This is a genomic window from Kitasatospora sp. NPDC048722 (genome assembly GCF_040650235.1).
Taxonomy (GTDB): domain Bacteria; phylum Actinomycetota; class Actinomycetes; order Streptomycetales; family Streptomycetaceae; genus Kitasatospora.
In genome coordinates this window covers 1-15955 of sequence record NZ_JBEZGX010000046.1, presented here as the reverse complement: position 1 = coordinate 15955, position 15955 = coordinate 1, and the positions used below count along the sequence as shown (strand labels likewise).

10 protein-coding genes and 1 rRNA gene are annotated in these 15955 nt (G+C 72.9%); 1 reads left to right on the top strand and 10 read right to left on the bottom strand.

Going from position 1 to position 15955, the window contains the following annotated elements:
- Positions 1 to 5: 5 nt before the first annotated feature.
- The 5 genes from AB0C76_RS29080 to AB0C76_RS29060 all read right to left on the bottom strand — a co-directional run bounded on the left by AB0C76_RS29080 (position 6) and on the right by AB0C76_RS29060 (position 9038).
- Positions 6 to 2204: a glycoside hydrolase domain-containing protein gene (locus AB0C76_RS29080; RefSeq protein WP_359971267.1), complete on the bottom strand. Its 2199-nt coding sequence runs from the start codon at positions 2202 to 2204 to the stop codon at positions 6 to 8.
- A 62-nt stretch (positions 2205 to 2266) separates the two neighbouring features.
- Positions 2267 to 4894 carry a SpoIIE family protein phosphatase gene (locus AB0C76_RS29075; protein ID WP_359971367.1) on the bottom strand — a complete coding sequence of 876 codons (2628 nt, stop codon included), beginning with the start codon at positions 4892 to 4894 and terminating at the stop codon, positions 2267 to 2269.
- Between the two features lie 205 nt (positions 4895 to 5099).
- On the bottom strand, positions 5100 to 7232 hold the full coding sequence (locus tag AB0C76_RS29070; RefSeq protein WP_359971265.1) for a SpoIIE family protein phosphatase: 2133 nt from the start codon (positions 7230 to 7232) through the stop codon (positions 5100 to 5102).
- Positions 7233 to 7326: 94 nt separating this feature from the next.
- Complete coding sequence (locus AB0C76_RS29065; protein ID WP_359971264.1) at positions 7327 to 8085, bottom strand: MBL fold metallo-hydrolase; 759 nt, start codon at positions 8083 to 8085, stop codon at positions 7327 to 7329.
- Positions 8086 to 8090: 5 nt separating this feature from the next.
- Positions 8091 to 9038, bottom strand: coding sequence for a saccharopine dehydrogenase NADP-binding domain-containing protein (locus AB0C76_RS29060; RefSeq protein WP_359971262.1), 948 nt, complete (start codon positions 9036 to 9038; stop codon positions 8091 to 8093).
- A 186-nt stretch (positions 9039 to 9224) separates the two neighbouring features.
- Between AB0C76_RS29060 and AB0C76_RS29055 the strand changes: the two genes are divergently transcribed.
- A complete protein-coding gene (locus AB0C76_RS29055) occupies positions 9225 to 9677 on the top strand; it encodes a MarR family transcriptional regulator (protein WP_359971261.1) in 453 nt (150 codons plus the stop codon).
- 98 nt (positions 9678 to 9775) lie between these two features.
- Here AB0C76_RS29055 and AB0C76_RS29050 read toward each other — a convergent pair whose 3' ends face one another.
- From AB0C76_RS29050 to rrf, 5 genes are all read right to left on the bottom strand, one after another.
- Positions 9776 to 11347 (bottom strand): FG-GAP-like repeat-containing protein, encoded by a 1572-nt coding sequence (locus AB0C76_RS29050; protein WP_359971259.1) that lies wholly within the window; start codon positions 11345 to 11347, stop codon positions 9776 to 9778.
- Positions 11348 to 11560: 213 nt separating this feature from the next.
- Positions 11561 to 13525: an FG-GAP-like repeat-containing protein gene (locus AB0C76_RS29045; RefSeq protein ID WP_359971257.1), complete on the bottom strand. Its 1965-nt coding sequence runs from the start codon at positions 13523 to 13525 to the stop codon at positions 11561 to 11563.
- A gap of 363 nt (positions 13526 to 13888) precedes the next feature.
- On the bottom strand, positions 13889 to 14527 hold the full coding sequence (locus tag AB0C76_RS29040) for a hypothetical protein (protein ID WP_359971255.1): 639 nt from the start codon (positions 14525 to 14527) through the stop codon (positions 13889 to 13891).
- A 160-nt stretch (positions 14528 to 14687) separates the two neighbouring features.
- Positions 14688 to 15677, bottom strand: a complete 990-nt coding sequence (locus tag AB0C76_RS29035; protein ID WP_359971253.1) for a phospholipase — start codon at positions 15675 to 15677, stop codon at positions 14688 to 14690.
- Between the two features lie 186 nt (positions 15678 to 15863).
- Positions 15864 to 15955 (bottom strand): 5S ribosomal RNA (gene rrf / locus AB0C76_RS29030); the annotation flags it as partial.

Sequence of the window (15955 nt, the reverse complement as noted above, 5' to 3'; positions counted from 1 at the left end):
CGGACTCACTTGCTGCGCGACAGCAGGTTGTAGTTCTCCAGCACGTTGTACAGCCCGATCAGCTCGCGGCCGTACTGCTGCGCCGCGTCGCCCAGGCCGTTGTAGCGGGCGAGCAGCGCCTGGGTGTCGGCCGGGCTGGTGGTCAGGCCGGGCCGGGCGATGCCGAGCTGGCGGGAGTTGTAGATCGTCAGGTAGGTGACCGAGCGGATGTTGTAGGCCGGGTCCTGGAGGTTGTCCCAGACCGCCCGCAGGTCGGCCTCGGTGAGCTTCGTCCCGTTGATCAGGCCCTCGCTCAGGCAGTGGTTGCGGGCCTCGATGGCGATCCGGGCGAAGATCTGGCCCCAGCCGGTGCTGCAGTCGTCCTTGAGGCCGTTGCGGACCGCGGCGTCGGCGGCGAAGTCGAGCGCGTTGAGCTTGCGCAGCTCCCACAGCACGGGGGCCTGGATCAGCGCCTTGCGCAGCCTGAACTCGCGGGCCAGCGCGGTGAACAGCCAGTCGGCGCTGAGCACGAGGTCGAAGGCCTTGGTGGTGGAGACGCCGCCGAGGGTGGCCCAGTCCTTGTCCGTCCAGCCGTCGCCGCCGGTCTCCGGGACGCCGATCGAGGTGAGGTAGCCCTGCACGTCGCGCAGCATGGCGTCGCGGTAGGCGGTCTTGTCGAGGTCGGTGTCGAGCCCGGCGACGGTGCCGGCGCCGGGGTCGAAGTCGCCCTGGCCGGTGTCCCGTCCGGAGGCGATGTCGGTGTCGATCTCGATGGCCGACGCACCGCTGCCCACGGTGACGGTGGCGATCTGGTCGAACGCCCAGTTGCTCGGCATCGGGTAGCCGAGGTTGCCGGAGAAGCCGCTGGACATGTCGGAGACGAAGCTCGTCCGGGCGAAGCCCGCGTCGGCCACGCGCTGGCACACGTTGCGCGGCCCGTAGACGCCGACCTGGTAGGACGAGTTCTCGCTCACGGTGTGGTGCACGCCGCGGAAGTGCGGGATGACGTAGCTGCTGACCTCGCCGTCCATGGCGTCGTAGTCGACCGCGAAGTAGATCGTCGTGCCGGCCTTGAAGCCGTGGAAGCGCGCCCACTCGATCGCGCGGAACGCGTCGTTGGTGCCCTGGTTGTAGCTGAAGTAGTCGGCCGACCGGCTCCACGTCTGGTAGATCGGGAAGCAGCGCAGCCCGTACTGCTTGATGGTGTCCAGCTCGCCGGGCTGGATCTGCTTCTCCGGCAGGCTGGTGGTCGACGGGTTGGACAGGTACCGGCCGACGTACTGGTAGCCGGCGTCCCTGAGGGCCTGCGCGCGGGCCGGGGTGACCTTGGTGACGCCGTCGCAGGCGCTGCCGCGCCGGCTCTGGTCGCCGTAGGAGACGAGCAGCGAGGCCCAGGTCTGGAAGTCGCCGACGCCGGTGACCGGCAGCTTGACGAAGGCCTGGAACGCCTCGACCCCGCTCTTCACGGCGGCCGTGAAGTCGCCGAACGCGACGTCCCGCCGGTTGAGGACCATCGCCGCCGTGAACAGCATCGGCCAGGTGCCGGTGGCGCCGACCGAGACGGTGTGGCTCTTGAGCCCCGCCTGGGTGCCGGGCCCGAACGCGCCGTTGGCGGTGCCGTCGGCCATGCCGACCTCGTACTGGATCGCGAACAGCATCGACTTGGCGACGTCCCGCGAGTGGTGCCCGTCGCAGGGGATCACGAAGAAGTCCCTGCGATTGACGTAACGGCCGTTCAGCCAGCGCTGGATGGCCCGGATGCCGTCCGTCCCGTCGCCGACGGTGACGTAGGCGTCCATGTTGAGCAGGCCCTTGACGACCTTGGGTTCGAGCGCGCTGCCCGGGAACACCCCGTCGAGGCCCATGTGGAGCTTGAGCTTGGCGACCGCCGCCTTGACCCGGCCGTTGTACGTGCCGTCGATCTCGCCGCCGTCGTAGCCCTTGCAGTACAGGGCGGCCTGCAGGATCCGGCAGAAGTTCGCGGACGGGACGGTCGTCTCGTCCAGCTTCGGGTACTTGGCCTGCAGCGTCGACAGCGTGGTCGGGCCGAAGGAGTTCGAGAGGGAGGTGATGCCCATCTCGTACTGGAGCGCACGGGTCAGCGCGTACATCACCGTCCAGCCGGTGCGACCGTCCTCCTCCAGCTTCGAAATCCCTAGCGTGGCACCGTTGCCGTAGGTCGTGTTGACGAACCTCTGAGCCAGCCGGACCATCTCGTCAGCCATGGGCTGCGATCCCCCCGTTCGCGCCTCGCCGCGGCTCCTCCGCCGCGGCACGACCACGAACTTTACCAGGGCTTTTCCTGGCCTTGGCGGTTGGATTGCAGGAACTGCTCGGCCCAGATGATCTTTCCCTCGGTGGTGTAGCGCACGCCCCAGCGGTCCGTGAGCCGGGCCACCAGGTACAGGCCGCGCCCGCCCTCGTCCTCGTCGGCCGCGTAGCGCAGGTGCGGGGAGGTGCTGCTGGAGTCGGAGACCTCGCAGATCAGCGTGCGGTCGTACAGCAGCCGCACCCGGATCGGTGCGGTCCCGTACCGGATGGCGTTGGTCACCAGCTCGCTGAGCACCAGCTCGGTGACGAAGACGGCGTCGTCCAGGCCCCAGCCGGTGAGCCGCCGGGTGGCCTCGGCCCGGACCTGCGCCACCGCCTCGGGCGTCGCCGCCACCTCCCACCCGGCCGCCCGGTCCGGCGCCAGCACACGGGTGCGGGCGACGAGGAGCGCGATGTCGTCGGTCTGCTGCTCGGGAAGCAGCGCGTCGAGCACGGCGGTGCAGACCTCCTGGGGCGCTCGGACGGGATGGGCGAGGGCGGCCGTGAGGAGGTCCAGGCCGACCCCGATGTCGCGGGTGCGGTCCTCGATGAGACCATCGGTGTAGAGCACCAGGGCGCTGCCCGCGTTCAGCCGCAACTCGGTGGCCTCGAAGGGCATCCCGCCCAGGCCGAGCGGCGGACCGGCGGGCAGGACGGGCACTTCCACCGTGCCGTCCGGGTGGACGAGCGCGGGCGGCGGGTGCCCGGCCCGGGCCATGGCGCAGGTCGCGGTCGTCGGGTCGTAGATGCAGTACAGGCACGTCGCGCCGGTGATCGCGTGCTCCCCGTCGGAATCGGCCGTCTCCTGGTCGATGTGGGTGACCAGCTCGTCCAGGTGCCCGAGGAGCTCGTCCGGCGGCAGATCGAGGGTGGAGAAGTTCTGGACGGCGGTGCGCAGCCGGCCCATGGTCGCGGCGGCGTGCAGCCCGTGGCCGACCACGTCGCCGACGACCAGCGCGACCCGGGCGCCCGGCAACGGGATCACGTCGAACCAGTCGCCGCCGACTCCCGCCTGCGCCGGCAGGTACCGGTAGCAGAGTTCCACCGCGCTCTGCTCGGGCAGGGCCTGCGGCAGCAGGCTGTGCTGGAGGGTGACGGCCATCGTGTGCTCGCGGGTGAAACGGCGGGCGTTGTCGACGGCCACGGCGGCCCGGGCGGTCAGCTCCTCGGCCAGCGACAGGTCGTCCTCCTCGAACGGGCCCCGGTCCCGGGCTCGCCAGAAGCACGCGACCCCCATCAGCACGCCCCGCGCCGTCAGCGGCACGGCGATCAGCGAGCCCAGACCGAACTCCAGCACCGCCTGGGTGCGTTCGGTGTCCTGCCGGCGCCAGCCGACATCGCCCGCCAGTTCCGCGACGAGCGCTGAACGCCCGCTGACGAAACCCTCCGCCTGCGGGGTGCTCCCGGCCCACCGGACCCGTTCCCCCTGCTGGTAGAGCGGCGAGTCGTCCCGGATCCCGTCGAGCGCGACCCGCTGCAGTTCCACCGGGGCGCCGACCGCCAGGGTCCGCGGTTCCTCGCCGCTCAGGACCTCCTCGGCGAGGTCCACGGTGGCGTAGTCGCAGAACTCCCGGACGGCCATGCCGGCGAGCTCCTGCGCGGTGTGCCGCACGTCCAGCGTCGTGCCGATGGCCACACTCGCGTCGTAGAGCAGCCGGAGCCGGCCTCGGGCGGTCTCGGCCCGCCCGGCGAGGGCGCGCAGCTCGGTGGAGTCACGCAGCGTGGTGACGCTGCCGGAGAGGCCGTCCCCGCTGTCGGTGGGCCGGGTGTTGACAGCCAGCAGGCGCTCGCCGACGGGAAGCACCTCGTCGCTCACCTCGCGGCCGGAGACCAGCAGTTCGGCGGTGCGCGCGGCGAGGCCGAGGTCCCTGACGGCGCGCCCCTCCGCGTCGGCGGGCAGGTCGAGCAGCCGCCGCGCCTCGTCGTTGGCGAGCAGGATCCGGCCGTCCCCGCTGACGATCACCACGCCCTCGCGCACCGCGTGCAGCACAGCGTCGTGGTGCTCGTACATCCGCGTCATCTCCTCCGGCCCCAGGCCGTGGGTCTGTCGCAGGAGACGTCGGCCCACCAGCGCCGTCCCGGCCGTGGCGACGCCGAGCGCGACAGCGCCGGCTCCGAGGACGACCGGCAGCTGGCGGTCGATCGCGCTGCTCACGTTGGCGACCTTCATCCCGGAGGACACGATGCCGACGACCGCGCCGTTGGCGTCCTCCACCGGGACGACGACCTGGTACTCCAGGCCGAGGGGTCCGTGCACCTGCTCGACGGTGACCTTGCCCTCCAGGGACGGCCCGATGGTGCCGACGAACTTCTTGCCGATCAGCTCCGGCTTCGGATGGGTGTAGCGGATGCCGTTGCGGTCGGTGACCACGATGAAGTCGACGCCGGCGGCCTTGCGGGCCTCCTCGGTCAGCGGCTGGAGGACGGCGCTGGGGTTCGGCCCCTCCATCGTCGCCACCAGGCCGGGGCTGTGGGCGAAGGCCTCGGCCGCGGCGAGCGAACGGTCGCGCGCCGCGTCGAACCGGTCGCTGCGGGACTGCACCAGCAGCGCCACGACGGCCACCACCACGAGCAACAGGACGATCAGCACCTGCATGATGAACATCTGGCCGGCGACGCTGTGGATCCCCAGCACCGACCGCGGGCGCCGCGACGACGGCTCCCGGGGTACCGGATTCGGGTGTCGTCGCTCCCGGCGGCCACCCGTTCGGCGCGGGGGCAGCCGGGGCGTGGGGCCCTGGTCCGCGGCCATACCCCCATGATCCCGCCCCGGGCGGGGGCGGAAACGTCGGACGGACGCGCTCATGGGCTCAGCGGGGAACGGACCGGATCAGCAGCAGCGCCACGTCGTCGGTGCGGTGCTCTCCGTGCCCGGCCCGTTCGATCAGCGCGTCGGCCAGCCGGTCGAGCGGCTCGTCGCCACGCCGGGCCAGCGTCGCGACGAGGCCGGCCAGCGCCTGGTCCGGATCGGCCCCGGGGGTGTCGACGAGACCGTCGGTGTACAGGACCAGCGTCGTGCCGATCGGCAGGGGGACCAGGATCTGCGGGTACTCCGCGGCCGGGTCGACGTTCAGCACCATCCCGATGTCCGGCTCCAGCACCTCCGCCCGGCCGTCCGGCCGGTACAGCAGCGGCACCGGGTGCCCGGCGTCGGCCAGCCGCGCCTCCCGCCGGGCCAGGTCGATGCGCAGGTAGGCGCAGCTGGCCAGCAGCGCCGTGTCCAGGTCGGCCAGCAGGCGGTTGGTGCGGCACAGCACGGTGCCCGGGTCGGCGTCGGCGGACGCGAAGGCGCGCACGGCGGTGCGGACCTGGCCCATCAGCGCGGCGGCGTTGACGTTGTGGCCCTGGACGTCGCCGATGACGACGGCGACGTCGTCGGGCCCGACCCGGAGGAGGTCGTAGAAGTCGCCGCCGACGTCCATGCCCTCGGTGGCCGGCAGGTAGCGCGCGCGGACGTCCAGACCCGGCACGGAGGGCAGCGCCCGGGGCAGCAGGCTCTCCTGGAGGCCGTGGGCGAGGCCGAGCTTGGTGTCGTACAGCCGGGCGCGGTCCAGCGCCTGGGCGATCAGGCCGCCGAGGGAGGTGAGGACGGCCCGCTCCTCCAGGTCGAAGCGGTGCGGCTCGGCGAAGGCCAGCACGCAGGTGCCGATCAGCCGGCGCGAGGTCACCAGCGGCAGGTAGGCCCACGCGGCCATCCCGTCCTGCGTCTCGTGGCGGCCCGGGTAGAGCCGCTCCAGCTCCGTGCGGCTCTCGAAGTAGGCCGGCACGGCGTGGGTGGAGGCCCGGACGCCGGGCGTCGGCTCGGTCAGCGGGGTCCCGTCGAACTTGTCGACCAGGCCGGGCGGGTAACCGCGGTGGCCCGCGATGCGCAGCCGGCCGCCCTCCGCCAGCAGCACCGCCACCGCCCGACCGCCGAAGGCCGGCACGATCTGCTCGGCGACCATGGTCACGACGTCCTGCACGCCGATCGCCTCGGTGAGCGCACTGGCCAGGTGGAGCAGGTGGTACAGCGCGCCGGGCCGGGTGTGCACCGCCGGCTCGGCCGCCGTGCCCGCGGGCCGCTCCCTGTGACCGGTGGCGAGGGCGGTGATCGGGGCGATCCGGACGGTGAGGCCGGTCGGGTCCGGGAACAGCTCGAACGACAGCCGGCGGTCCGGCGGCCGGACGGCGACGAACGCCGCCGACTGCCCGCTGATCACCGCCGCCCGGCAGTGGTACTCGTACACCGGATCGCGCAGCCACGGCAGCACCGCCCACGGCCGCCGGCCCAGCAGCCGCTCGACCGGCTCGCCGAGCAGCTCGGCGGCGAGCGGGGTGACGGCGGCCAGCCGGCCGTCCAGGTCCAGCGCGCAGACGCCCTCCGGGAGCCTTGCCGCCATCGCCGCGACCGGCTCGACCGGACGCCGCTCCGCCACCGCCGGCCGCGGGCCCGACCGGACCGGCCGCCCGGCGTCGGCGGCCCCGGCCAGCACCTGGGCCAGGCGCCCGGCGAGCGCGTCGAGCGCGTCGCGCTCCCAGGGCGACAGCTCGGGGGCGTGCGCGGCGGGCCACAGCACGAACAGGGCGCCGTACGTCGTCCCGCGCGCGACCAGCGGCACGGCGGCCAGGCAGAACGCGTACGGCATCGCGACCGCGACCCTCGGGTACCGGCGCGCCAGCTCCTCCGCGCCGGCCACCCACACGGTCCGGCCGCTGCGCACCGCGTCGGCCACCGGGATCGGCGCGGTCATGCCGACGTGCTGCCACGGCCTGGTGAACTGCCGGACGGCCCCCAGCGTCATGGCCAGTTCGAGCACCTGCCGGTCCTCCGACAGCAGGTAGACCCCGCCGAGGTGCGCGCCGAGCCGCTCCGGCACCGACCGCAGGGCCTGCCCGACGGCCTCCAGGCCCGGCCCCGCCGCCGTCCCGGCGCCCTCGGAGGACGCCTGCCGTGCCACGCCCATCGCGATTACCCCATTCGGCCGACCGGCCCCCTCCCATAGTGGCCCGGCCGGGCGCCGTACGTCCCCTCGCCGGCGCGAATAACCGTCGGCCCCGCTACCGGATCCCGCCGGCCACCGCCCGTCGCGCCGCCTCCGCCAGGCCGTCCCGCCACGGCTCACCGTGGCCCGGGAGGACGGTGGCGATCTCGTGCTCGGCGATCTTCTCCAGGGAGGCCAGCGCCGCCCCGCTGTCCTGGGTGAAGGCCCGGCAGATCACGCACGGCCCGACGTGCCCGGCGACGGAGTCCTTCGTGACCAGCGCGTCGCCGGTGAAGGCGAGCGAGGCGTCCGGGAACAGGTAGCTGGTGCTGCCGTGCGTGTGGCCCGGCGTGTGCACGGCCGACGGGCCGCCGGGGACGTCGAGCCGGGTGTCGTCGGTGAAGGTGCGGAACTCCCGGACGGCCGGCGTGCGGAGCGCTCCCCCGCGGGCCAGGTGCAGCGGCGCCCGCAGAGCGCTCGGGCGGCGGGCGGCGTAACCGAGGATCGAACGCTCGGGCTGCCACACCTTGGTGAGACGCCGCGGCTCGGCCAGGATCGGCGCGTCGGACTCGTGGACCCACACGTCCGCCCCGGCCGCCACCCGGACCCGCTCGGCGATGCCCACGTGGTCGGGGTGCCCGTGGGTGATCAGGACGGCCGCGATGTCGGTGACCGGACGGCCGAGGCGGTCCAGCGCGTCCAGCAGCCCGCCCCAGTGCGCGGGCAGTCCTGCGTCGACCAGCACCAGGGCCGGGCCGGCGTCGACGAGGTAGAAGTTGACCAGCGGGTCGCCCAGCCGATGTGCGGTGGGCGTGGTGACCGGAGCAGGACTCATCGCGCTCACCGGCCCGTCGTGACGGTGGTGCCGGGCAGGGCGGCGACGCGCTCGGCGCCGAGCAGCCGCGCCGCCGTCCACGCCCCCGCGCGCGAGCCGCCGAGCAGCACGGCCGCGGCCTCGGCGGCGACGGCCGCGGTGAAGGCGAACCCCTCCCCCGTGCGCAACTCGGCCGTGTGCCGCCGCCCGTCCGCACCGGTGAGCTCCGCGTAGCCGTACGAGCGGCCGTCCCCGGCGCCGCCGCGCGGCACGGCGTACGCGGTGACGTCGGGCGCCCCGCTGGCGTCCCGCGCCGCCTCCAGGTCACCGACCGGCACCGGGATCACCGTCCGGACGGCGCCGCCGAAGGTGAGCGCTGTGGCACCGTCCCCGAGCGGCGAGCGGACCAGTTCGCCGGCCCGGTAGGTGGTGGCGCCGTCGGCGACGGCCTCGGCGACGGTGCTGCGCACGCCCGCCGTGTCGTACGCGCTGCTGGCCGCCGAGGCGACGGTCACGCCCGCCGGGTGCGGCACCCGCGCCAGCAGGCCCAGCACCAGCGCCTCCGTCGCCGCGGGCCCGAAGCCCGCGCCGGTGACCAGTGCGACGCCCCGGTCGCGCGCTTCGGCGTCCCGGTCGAGCAGGGCGCGGACGGCGGCCCGCTCGTTGGCGAGGTCGACGTACGCCGTGCCGGCGCCGAGGCAGGCCGACACGACCGCCGGGGCGAGCCGGGTGAACGGGCCGACGGTGTTGACCAGCACCTTTCCCGCCCGGGCGGCCGCGGCGACGGACTGCGGGTCCGCGAGGTCGACGGCCAGGACGGCCCCCGCGCCGCCGCCGAGCCGCGTCGCGGTCCCCGCCAGCCGGTCGGTGTCCCGGCCGGCCAGGGTCACCGTGGCGCCCTGGCGGACGAGGTGCTCGGCGATCAGGCCGCCGGTGACGCCGGTGGCGCCGAGAACGACGAAATCGGTGCGCATGGTCCTGCTCCTTCCGCCCATGGGCGGGCTTCCGTCTGTGACGAGGCACAACAATGACACAACATCGATGTCATGTCATCAATGTTGTGGCATCAATGTTCCAGCATTCATGTCGTGTCATGGATAGGCTGGCACCCGCACCCGCACCCGCACCCGTCACACCGGTCCACCACCGAAGGAGAACCCGTGGCCACCCACGACGAACTGCGCTACCTGCTCCTGGCGGCCCAGCGCGAGGGCAGCCGCAGACTCGGCGACGCCCTGCGCCACCTGGGCCTCACGCCCGCCCAGGCCGAGGTGCTCGACGTCCTGGCCGCCCACCAGCCGGTCACCCTGGCCGCCCTGGGCCGCCTGCTGGTCTGCGAACAGGGCAGCCCCAGCCGACTCGTCGACTCCCTGGTCCAGCGCGACCTCGTCAGCCGCGTCCCGCACGAGCAGGACAAGCGGGCCGTCCTGATCCACCTCACGGACGCCGGCCGCGCCCTGGCCGCCCAACTGGGCGAGGCGACGTCCCGCCTCACCGGCGAGATGGGCGCCCGCCTGACGGCAGAGGACGTCGAGACCCTCACCACCCTGCTGCACAGCCTCCTCGACGGCACGGACGCCGCCCGGGCCATCCGCAGCCGCTTCCCGCGCTAGCGCCGTGGCCCTGGGGAGCCCGCCTCCGGCCGAGAGGAAGGGGGCGGTGGCATCTGCCACCACCCCCTGGTCACGCGTCGCCGGTCAGGCCCCGCCGGTCACGCCCCGCCGGCGATCTGGCCGAGGCCGGTCCAACCGTCCGGGCCGCTCGGGTCGCCGCCGTTGTTGGCGTAGGCCGTGACGTGTCCCACCGGGTCGGTCCTGAGGTAGTCGGCGTGGGTGTCGCCGGTGAAGTCGACGAGCTGGACGCTGGTGTGATCGGTGGTCACGCCGGTGGCGGTCCGGCCGATGTACTGCCACCCGCCGTGGCCGTCGCCGCCCCGGTTGAGCCACGTGGAGACGGAGCCGTCCGGGTTGACGACGTGGTAGTCGACCCTGCCGTCGCCGTCGAAGTCGGCCAGCCGGACCCGGCTGCGGTCGGTCGTGACACCCGTGGCCACCTGACCGAGGCCGTACCAGCCGCGGGAGCCGGCCACGTCGCCGCCGCGGTTGAGGAAGACGGTGACCGAGCCGTCGGGCTTGATCAGCCAGTAGTCGGCCCTGCCGTCGCCGTCGAAGTCGGCGAAGCGCACCTGCTCCCGGTCGGTGGTCAGACCGGTGGCCACACGGCCGAGGGACTGCCAGCCGCCGGAACCGGCCGGGTCGCCGCCGCGGTTGAGCCACACGTCGACCGAACCGTCGGGGTTGACCACCCAGTAGTCCGCCCTGCCGTCGCCGTCGAAGTCGGCCAGCCGGACCCGGCTGCGGTCGGTCGTGACACCCGTGGCGACGCGGCCGAGGGACTGCCAGCCGCCGGAACCGGCCGGGTCGCCTCCGTGGTTGAGCCACACGTCGACCGAACCGTCGTCCTCGATGGTGACGTAGTCGGGCCTGCCGTCGCCGTCGAAGTCGGCCCAGCGCACCCGGCCGCTGTCCCCGGCCTCGGTGCCGGCGCGCGGGACGGAGGGGCGCGGCGCCCAGCCGTCGGCGACGACGCGGTCGAGGGCGGTGTGGAAGACCTGGGCCATCTTGCGGTAGCCGTCGTCGTTGGGGTGCAGCTGGTCGGGCAGGTCGCGGGCCGGGTCGAGGTCCGCCGGGTCCACGTAACGGACGTGCCGGCCCGCCCGCTGCCGGTCGGCCTCCAGGGCGCCGATCGTGCGGTTGAACTCTGCGGTCTGCTGCTCGAGTCCGGGCGTGGCGGTGAGCAGGCCCTGGATGACGACGGTCACCCGCGGCTTGTCGGTGTAGATGCGGTCGACGAGCTCGGACAACGCGGTGGCGGCCGTGACCGGGTCGGTCTTGTCGAACTTGACGTCGTTGATCCCCAGGTGCAGCAGGACGACGTCCGGGTCGGCCGCGGTCAGCCACTGGTCGATGCCGTCGCGGATCTGCCGGATCTTGTAACCGCTGTGGCCTTCGTTGTCCGGGTCAACCTGGGTACCGGAGGAGTTCGATCCCACCATGTCGATGGCGTAGGGGGACTGGCGCGCGGTCAGGTCCATCAGCGGCGCGCGGTAGCCGTCGCCGGTGAGGCTGCCGGCCCCCCAGGTTATCGAGTCGCCGAGCGGCATGACCTTGATCAGTGGAGGCGAGGGCCGAGCGGCGGCCTGAGCGGCGGTCGGGGCCAGGCCGAGGCCGACGCCGGTCACGGCGAGCAGTGCCGCCAGCGTCCGGGGAACGCGAGGTTTCATGGCAGGGAGTACGGCCTTCGAACGGGGCCGGCGCTCTGGCCGGCCGTGGGGTACGTGGTGCACGGGGTGGGCCCGGCCGCTCCGCGCGCCGTGCGGCGGGGGGAGCGGCCGGCCGGTGGGGCGGCGCGGGTGACGACCGCAGCGAACGGCCGCCACCCGCGCCGGAGTCGGGCGCCCCGGGCTCGGGCGCCGCGGACTCGGGCAGCCCTGCGGTCAGGCGCCGCTGGCGATCCGGCCGAGGTCGGCCCAGCCGCTCGGACCGGCCGGGTCACCGCCCTTGTTGGCGAACCCACGAGTGCTGCCGTCACCGGGGTTCCAGAGGTAGTCGGCCTTGCCGTCGCCCGTGAAGTCCGTGAAGTACACGGAGTTCTGGTTGGTGGTCAGGCCGGTCGCGACGCGGCCGAGGGGCTGCCAGCCACCGGCCGTGTCGCCTCCGTGGTTGAGCCACAGGTTGACCGAGCCGTCGGGGTTGATCACCCAGTAGTCGGCCTTGCCGTCGCCGTCGAAGTCCGCCAGCCGGACCCGGCTGCGGTCGGTCGTGACACCCACGGCCACCCTGCCGAGCGACTGCCAGCCGCCGGAACCGGCCAGGTCACCGCCGCGGTTGAGGAAGACGGTGACCGAGCCGTCGGGCTTGATCAGCCAGTAGTCCGCCTTGCCGTCGCCGTCGAAGTCGGCGAACCGCACCTGGTCCTGGTCGGTGGTCAGACCGGTGGCCACACGGCCGAGGGGCAGCCAACCGGCGCTACCGGCCGCGTCACCGCCGCGGTTGAGCCACAGGTTGACCGAACCGTCGGGGTTGATCACCCAGTAGTCGGCCTTGCCGTCGCCGTCGAAGTCCGCCAGCCGGACCCGGCTGCGGTCGGTCGTGACACCGGTCGCGACCTTGCCGAGCGACTGCCAGCCACCGGCCCCGTCACCACCGCGGTTGAGCCACGCGTTGACCGAACCGTCGTCCTCGATGGTGACGTAGTCGGGCCTGCCGTCGCCGTCGAAGTCGGCGAACCGCAACCGACCGCTGCCGCCGACCTCGTTCGCGGTCGCGGACCGGTGGTCGCGGGTGTCCGCGATCCACCCGGCGATGTCGTCGACCCGGGTCTCGGTGGCACCCTGGCGGGTCTCGGTCTCACCGAGGCAACCGCCCTGCCAGGCACGGCTGATGACGGCGGCGAGCTCGACACCGCCGTTCTTGGCACGCACCGCCGGGGCACCGGCGTCGCCCTTGCAGACGGTGTCGGCCACGGTCTTGGCGGTGAGGTCCACGCTGGCAGAGGCCACGGCACCGGCCGTCAGCGTCGCGCTGTGGGACTGGGCCGGCAGCCAGTCGGTCTTGGTGCGGCCGAAGCCGAGCACCTGCAGGTCCTCGCCCGCGGCCGGCGCGGCCGTCGCGACAGCCACCGGGGTGACGCCGTTGGCGGGCTCGACCAGACGGACCATCATGACGTCGCGGTCGTTCCGGGGCACGAGCGTGGAGACGTCGTACCCGTGACCGGCGATGGTGACCGTGGTCTGGGCCTTCGGAATGCCCGCCGGAACGGTGCTCGGGTCGTCGGGCTTGTCGGTGAAGCAGCTGGCCGCCGACAGCACCCACTGCGGGGCGATCAGCGTGCCGGTGCAGGAGCGCGAGCCCGGGTGGCCGGGCTGCCCGACCGTGACGGTGCCGATCGCCGGGTTGGGCCCGGCCGCGGGCGTCGTGGAGGGGCCGTCGGTGGCGTTGAGCTCCAGCAGCGTGGTCGAGCCGCTGGTGCCGCCCTCGCCGACCGGGGTCCACGCGTTCTTGTTGACGTCGACGCTGCTGACGGTGCCCGCGGTGTTCAGCGTGGCCTTGATCGTGTGGTCGTCGCCCTTGATGTTGTAGATCTGCGGGATCTCCAGCGACAGGTACCCCGTCGGCCCGGTGATCCTGAAACAGACCTGGCTCGGAGTGGCCGCCCGGCTGTACAGCTCCACCAGGCCCGGGCCCGACGCGCAGTCGGCGAGCACGATGTGCCCGTCGCCCGCCTTGAGCGTGATGTTCCGGTCCGCCAGGACCTTCGCCGCACCCGGGTAGGAGAAGTCCTCGGCCGCGGAAGGCTTGGCCGGCTCCGCCGCCGTCGCCGACGAGGACGGGAACGTGGCCAGTGCGGGAACGGCCAGTGCCGCCGCCAGTGGCGCTATCAGTCTCCGGCTTATTCGCAAAACAACTCCCCGTAAATCGACATGCCCGGGGAATCGCCAACGCCCCCGAGCTGGCAAAGTTCAAACAAACTTTCCGAAAGCTACTGGGTGCATTTCGCGTACGTCAAACGGACCGGATCCCGGCTGGTGGCGGGAACTGACGGGCGGTCGGCCCGACCGCCCGTCAATCCGGTGTCAATCCGCCATCGGCAGGGCCATGAAACTGGTATATCGGGCAATCAGGGCACGTGAAATCACCGGCGGGAAATAGAGCCGTGAGCGGTATCACAGCCCCTCTCCGGGTATCCGCGGCCCGAGTGGAACTTCCTGCCCACCCGAACCGCGACCCGGGCACCGGCCTTCGGGTCACGGCCTTCGGACCCGTCAGGCACCGGCGGCCAGCCGGTGCCCCTCCTCCAGGAACGCCATCACGCCCATGACGCCCACGAGTTCACCGAGCGGCCGGGCTGCGCCGAACGGCGCGTTCCAGAAGCCCCCCTCCCGCGGGGTGTGCGGGCCGACGTACGCGTACGGCGACGGGAGGTAGGAGTCGCCGAGCGAGACGCCGTAGTTCACGTCACCGACGGTCACACCGATGTCGAAGTGCTCGGGCCAGATGACCGGTTCCGACCCCGGGAACAGCCCGCGCAGCGCGGCGTCGCCGACCGCGAAGCCCTCCAGCAGCCGGTGGGCGGCAGCCGGGTCCACCTCGATCGAGTCGTCGGCCGCCCGGCCCGCCCCGTCCCCGTACAGCCCGGCGGGTGCGCCGGGCTGCAGCCCGAGGGCCGCTCCGAGCGCAGCGCACGTGGTCCATTCGAGGGACAGCACCTGCCCCGGCGCCACCAGCTCCGCCCCGACCACCCGCAGCTCCGCCCCGACGGACGTGGCGAACCCGCCCGCACTCGCCTTGAGCCGGATCGTGCCGTCGGTGCGGTACTGCGGGCCGGCCAGGACCAGTTCGGCCACGGCGTGCAGGGAGCGGCGGGTGCGTACGAGGGTCTCGGTGTCGATCTCGGTGTCCATGGAGGAATGATCTCCCAGGTGGGAGGCCGGTGGGTAATCCCCCGCGCCCTCCACGGTCACGGCGGGGCGCCGAACGCGAACGACCGGGGACCGCACGCGCTCCCCGCGAAGGAAGGGCGTACGGTCCCCGGTTCCGGCGCCGTGGGTCAGCGAGGGGCCATCAGTGGAACATCCGGTCGCCGCTGTTGGCCATGCGGTGGGTGCCACTGTGGTGGTTCACCCAGTCGCGGATCATGGAGATCGCGTTGGCGCACTGCCAGCTGTCGTCGTACTCGCGCACCCCGGTGAAGGCGCCGTAACCCGCGATGATGCCGTCCACCCGGGCGTCGCCCAGCAACTTGTCGACGTACCACGGGTCGTTGTAGGTCGTCGTCCACGACAGCGTGGCCGCGAGCCGTCCGGCGGCCCGGTCCGCCGCGCCCTTCTTCAGCTCCGCGCAGGTGTTCCAGGTGGCCTCGGTGCAGTTGCCGAAACCCTTGGTGATGTCCGAGTCGCCGTAGTCCATCGCCCGGCGACCCACCGGGACGCCACCGCCGAACTGGCTGTAAGCGCTCTGGATCTTGTCCCGGGACCCGGTGGTCGTCATGCCCTCCAGCGGCCCGAGCTTCCCGGCCAGGCTCTGCCAGCCCCGGCCGCCCACGTCCGGGGTGTTGCCGCCGTGGTACTCGAAGAAGCCGTAGATCACCTGGATCCCGGCCGCCGTCAACCGCTGCGCCTTGTCGTGCAGGCCGGCGACGCTGCAGGTGCGGTTGGGCTGCTCACCGCAGTAGTTCGGGTCCTTGATGTCCAGCCAGACGAGGGACAGCCGGCGCCCCGCGTTGGCGTTGGAGACGATCCGGTCGATCATGCTGTCGAAGCTCGGGCCCAGCCGGTTCTCACCGGCCGAGGAACAGTCGTGGTAGGCACGCCATTCGTTCGGGTTCCACCAGGAACAGACGTCGATCTCGATCCCGTTGGCTCCGTGCTTGAGGGCCGCGTCCACACCGTCCAACGTGTCCACCCGGTGCGCGATCGCGTAGACCGCCTGACGCGTGTCGGCCGCCGCCGCGGGGGTCGTGCCGAGCGCGGTGACGCCGAGGATCCCGCACAGCCCTGCGGTCAGCGCCGACAACAGCCGCCGGCCGGTGCCACGCCTGAGACGAGTGCTCAAGGTACGTACTCCTTCTTGTCGGTGTTCGTTCAGCCGATCTCACCAAGCGCATGTTGACACACGGCAAACGATCGATAAACGAGATCCGGCCACGTACGATCCCGACCGGCGCCGCCGCGGGCCCCGGAGCACGAAAAACAGAGAAGCCCCATCCGGTTTGCCGGATGGGGCTTCTCTTGAATGATTGTTCGGCGGCGTCCTACTCTCCCACAGGGTCCCCCCTGCAGTACCATCGGCGCTGTGAGGCTTAGCTTCCGGGTTCGGAATGTAACCGGGCG

What these genes read in the sequence shown, in the direction of transcription:
- AB0C76_RS29040 (WP_359971255.1), bottom strand. Translation starts at nt 14,527, where the DNA reads ATGGACACCGAGATCGACACCGAGACCCTCGTACGCACCCGCCGCTCC.
- AB0C76_RS29050 (WP_359971259.1), bottom strand. Translation starts at nt 11,347, where the DNA reads ATGAAACCTCGCGTTCCCCGGACGCTGGCGGCACTGCTCGCCGTGACC.
- AB0C76_RS29060 (WP_359971262.1), bottom strand. Translation starts at nt 9,038, where the DNA reads ATGCGCACCGATTTCGTCGTTCTCGGCGCCACCGGCGTCACCGGCGGC.
- AB0C76_RS29070 (WP_359971265.1), bottom strand. Translation starts at nt 7,232, where the DNA reads ATGGGCGTGGCACGGCAGGCGTCCTCCGAGGGCGCCGGGACGGCGGCG.
- AB0C76_RS29075 (WP_359971367.1), bottom strand. Translation starts at nt 4,894, where the DNA reads ATGTTCATCATGCAGGTGCTGATCGTCCTGTTGCTCGTGGTGGTGGCC.
- AB0C76_RS29080 (WP_359971267.1), bottom strand. Translation starts at nt 2,204, where the DNA reads ATGGCTGACGAGATGGTCCGGCTGGCTCAGAGGTTCGTCAACACGACC.
- AB0C76_RS29065 (WP_359971264.1), bottom strand. Translation starts at nt 8,085, where the DNA reads ATGAGTCCTGCTCCGGTCACCACGCCCACCGCACATCGGCTGGGCGAC.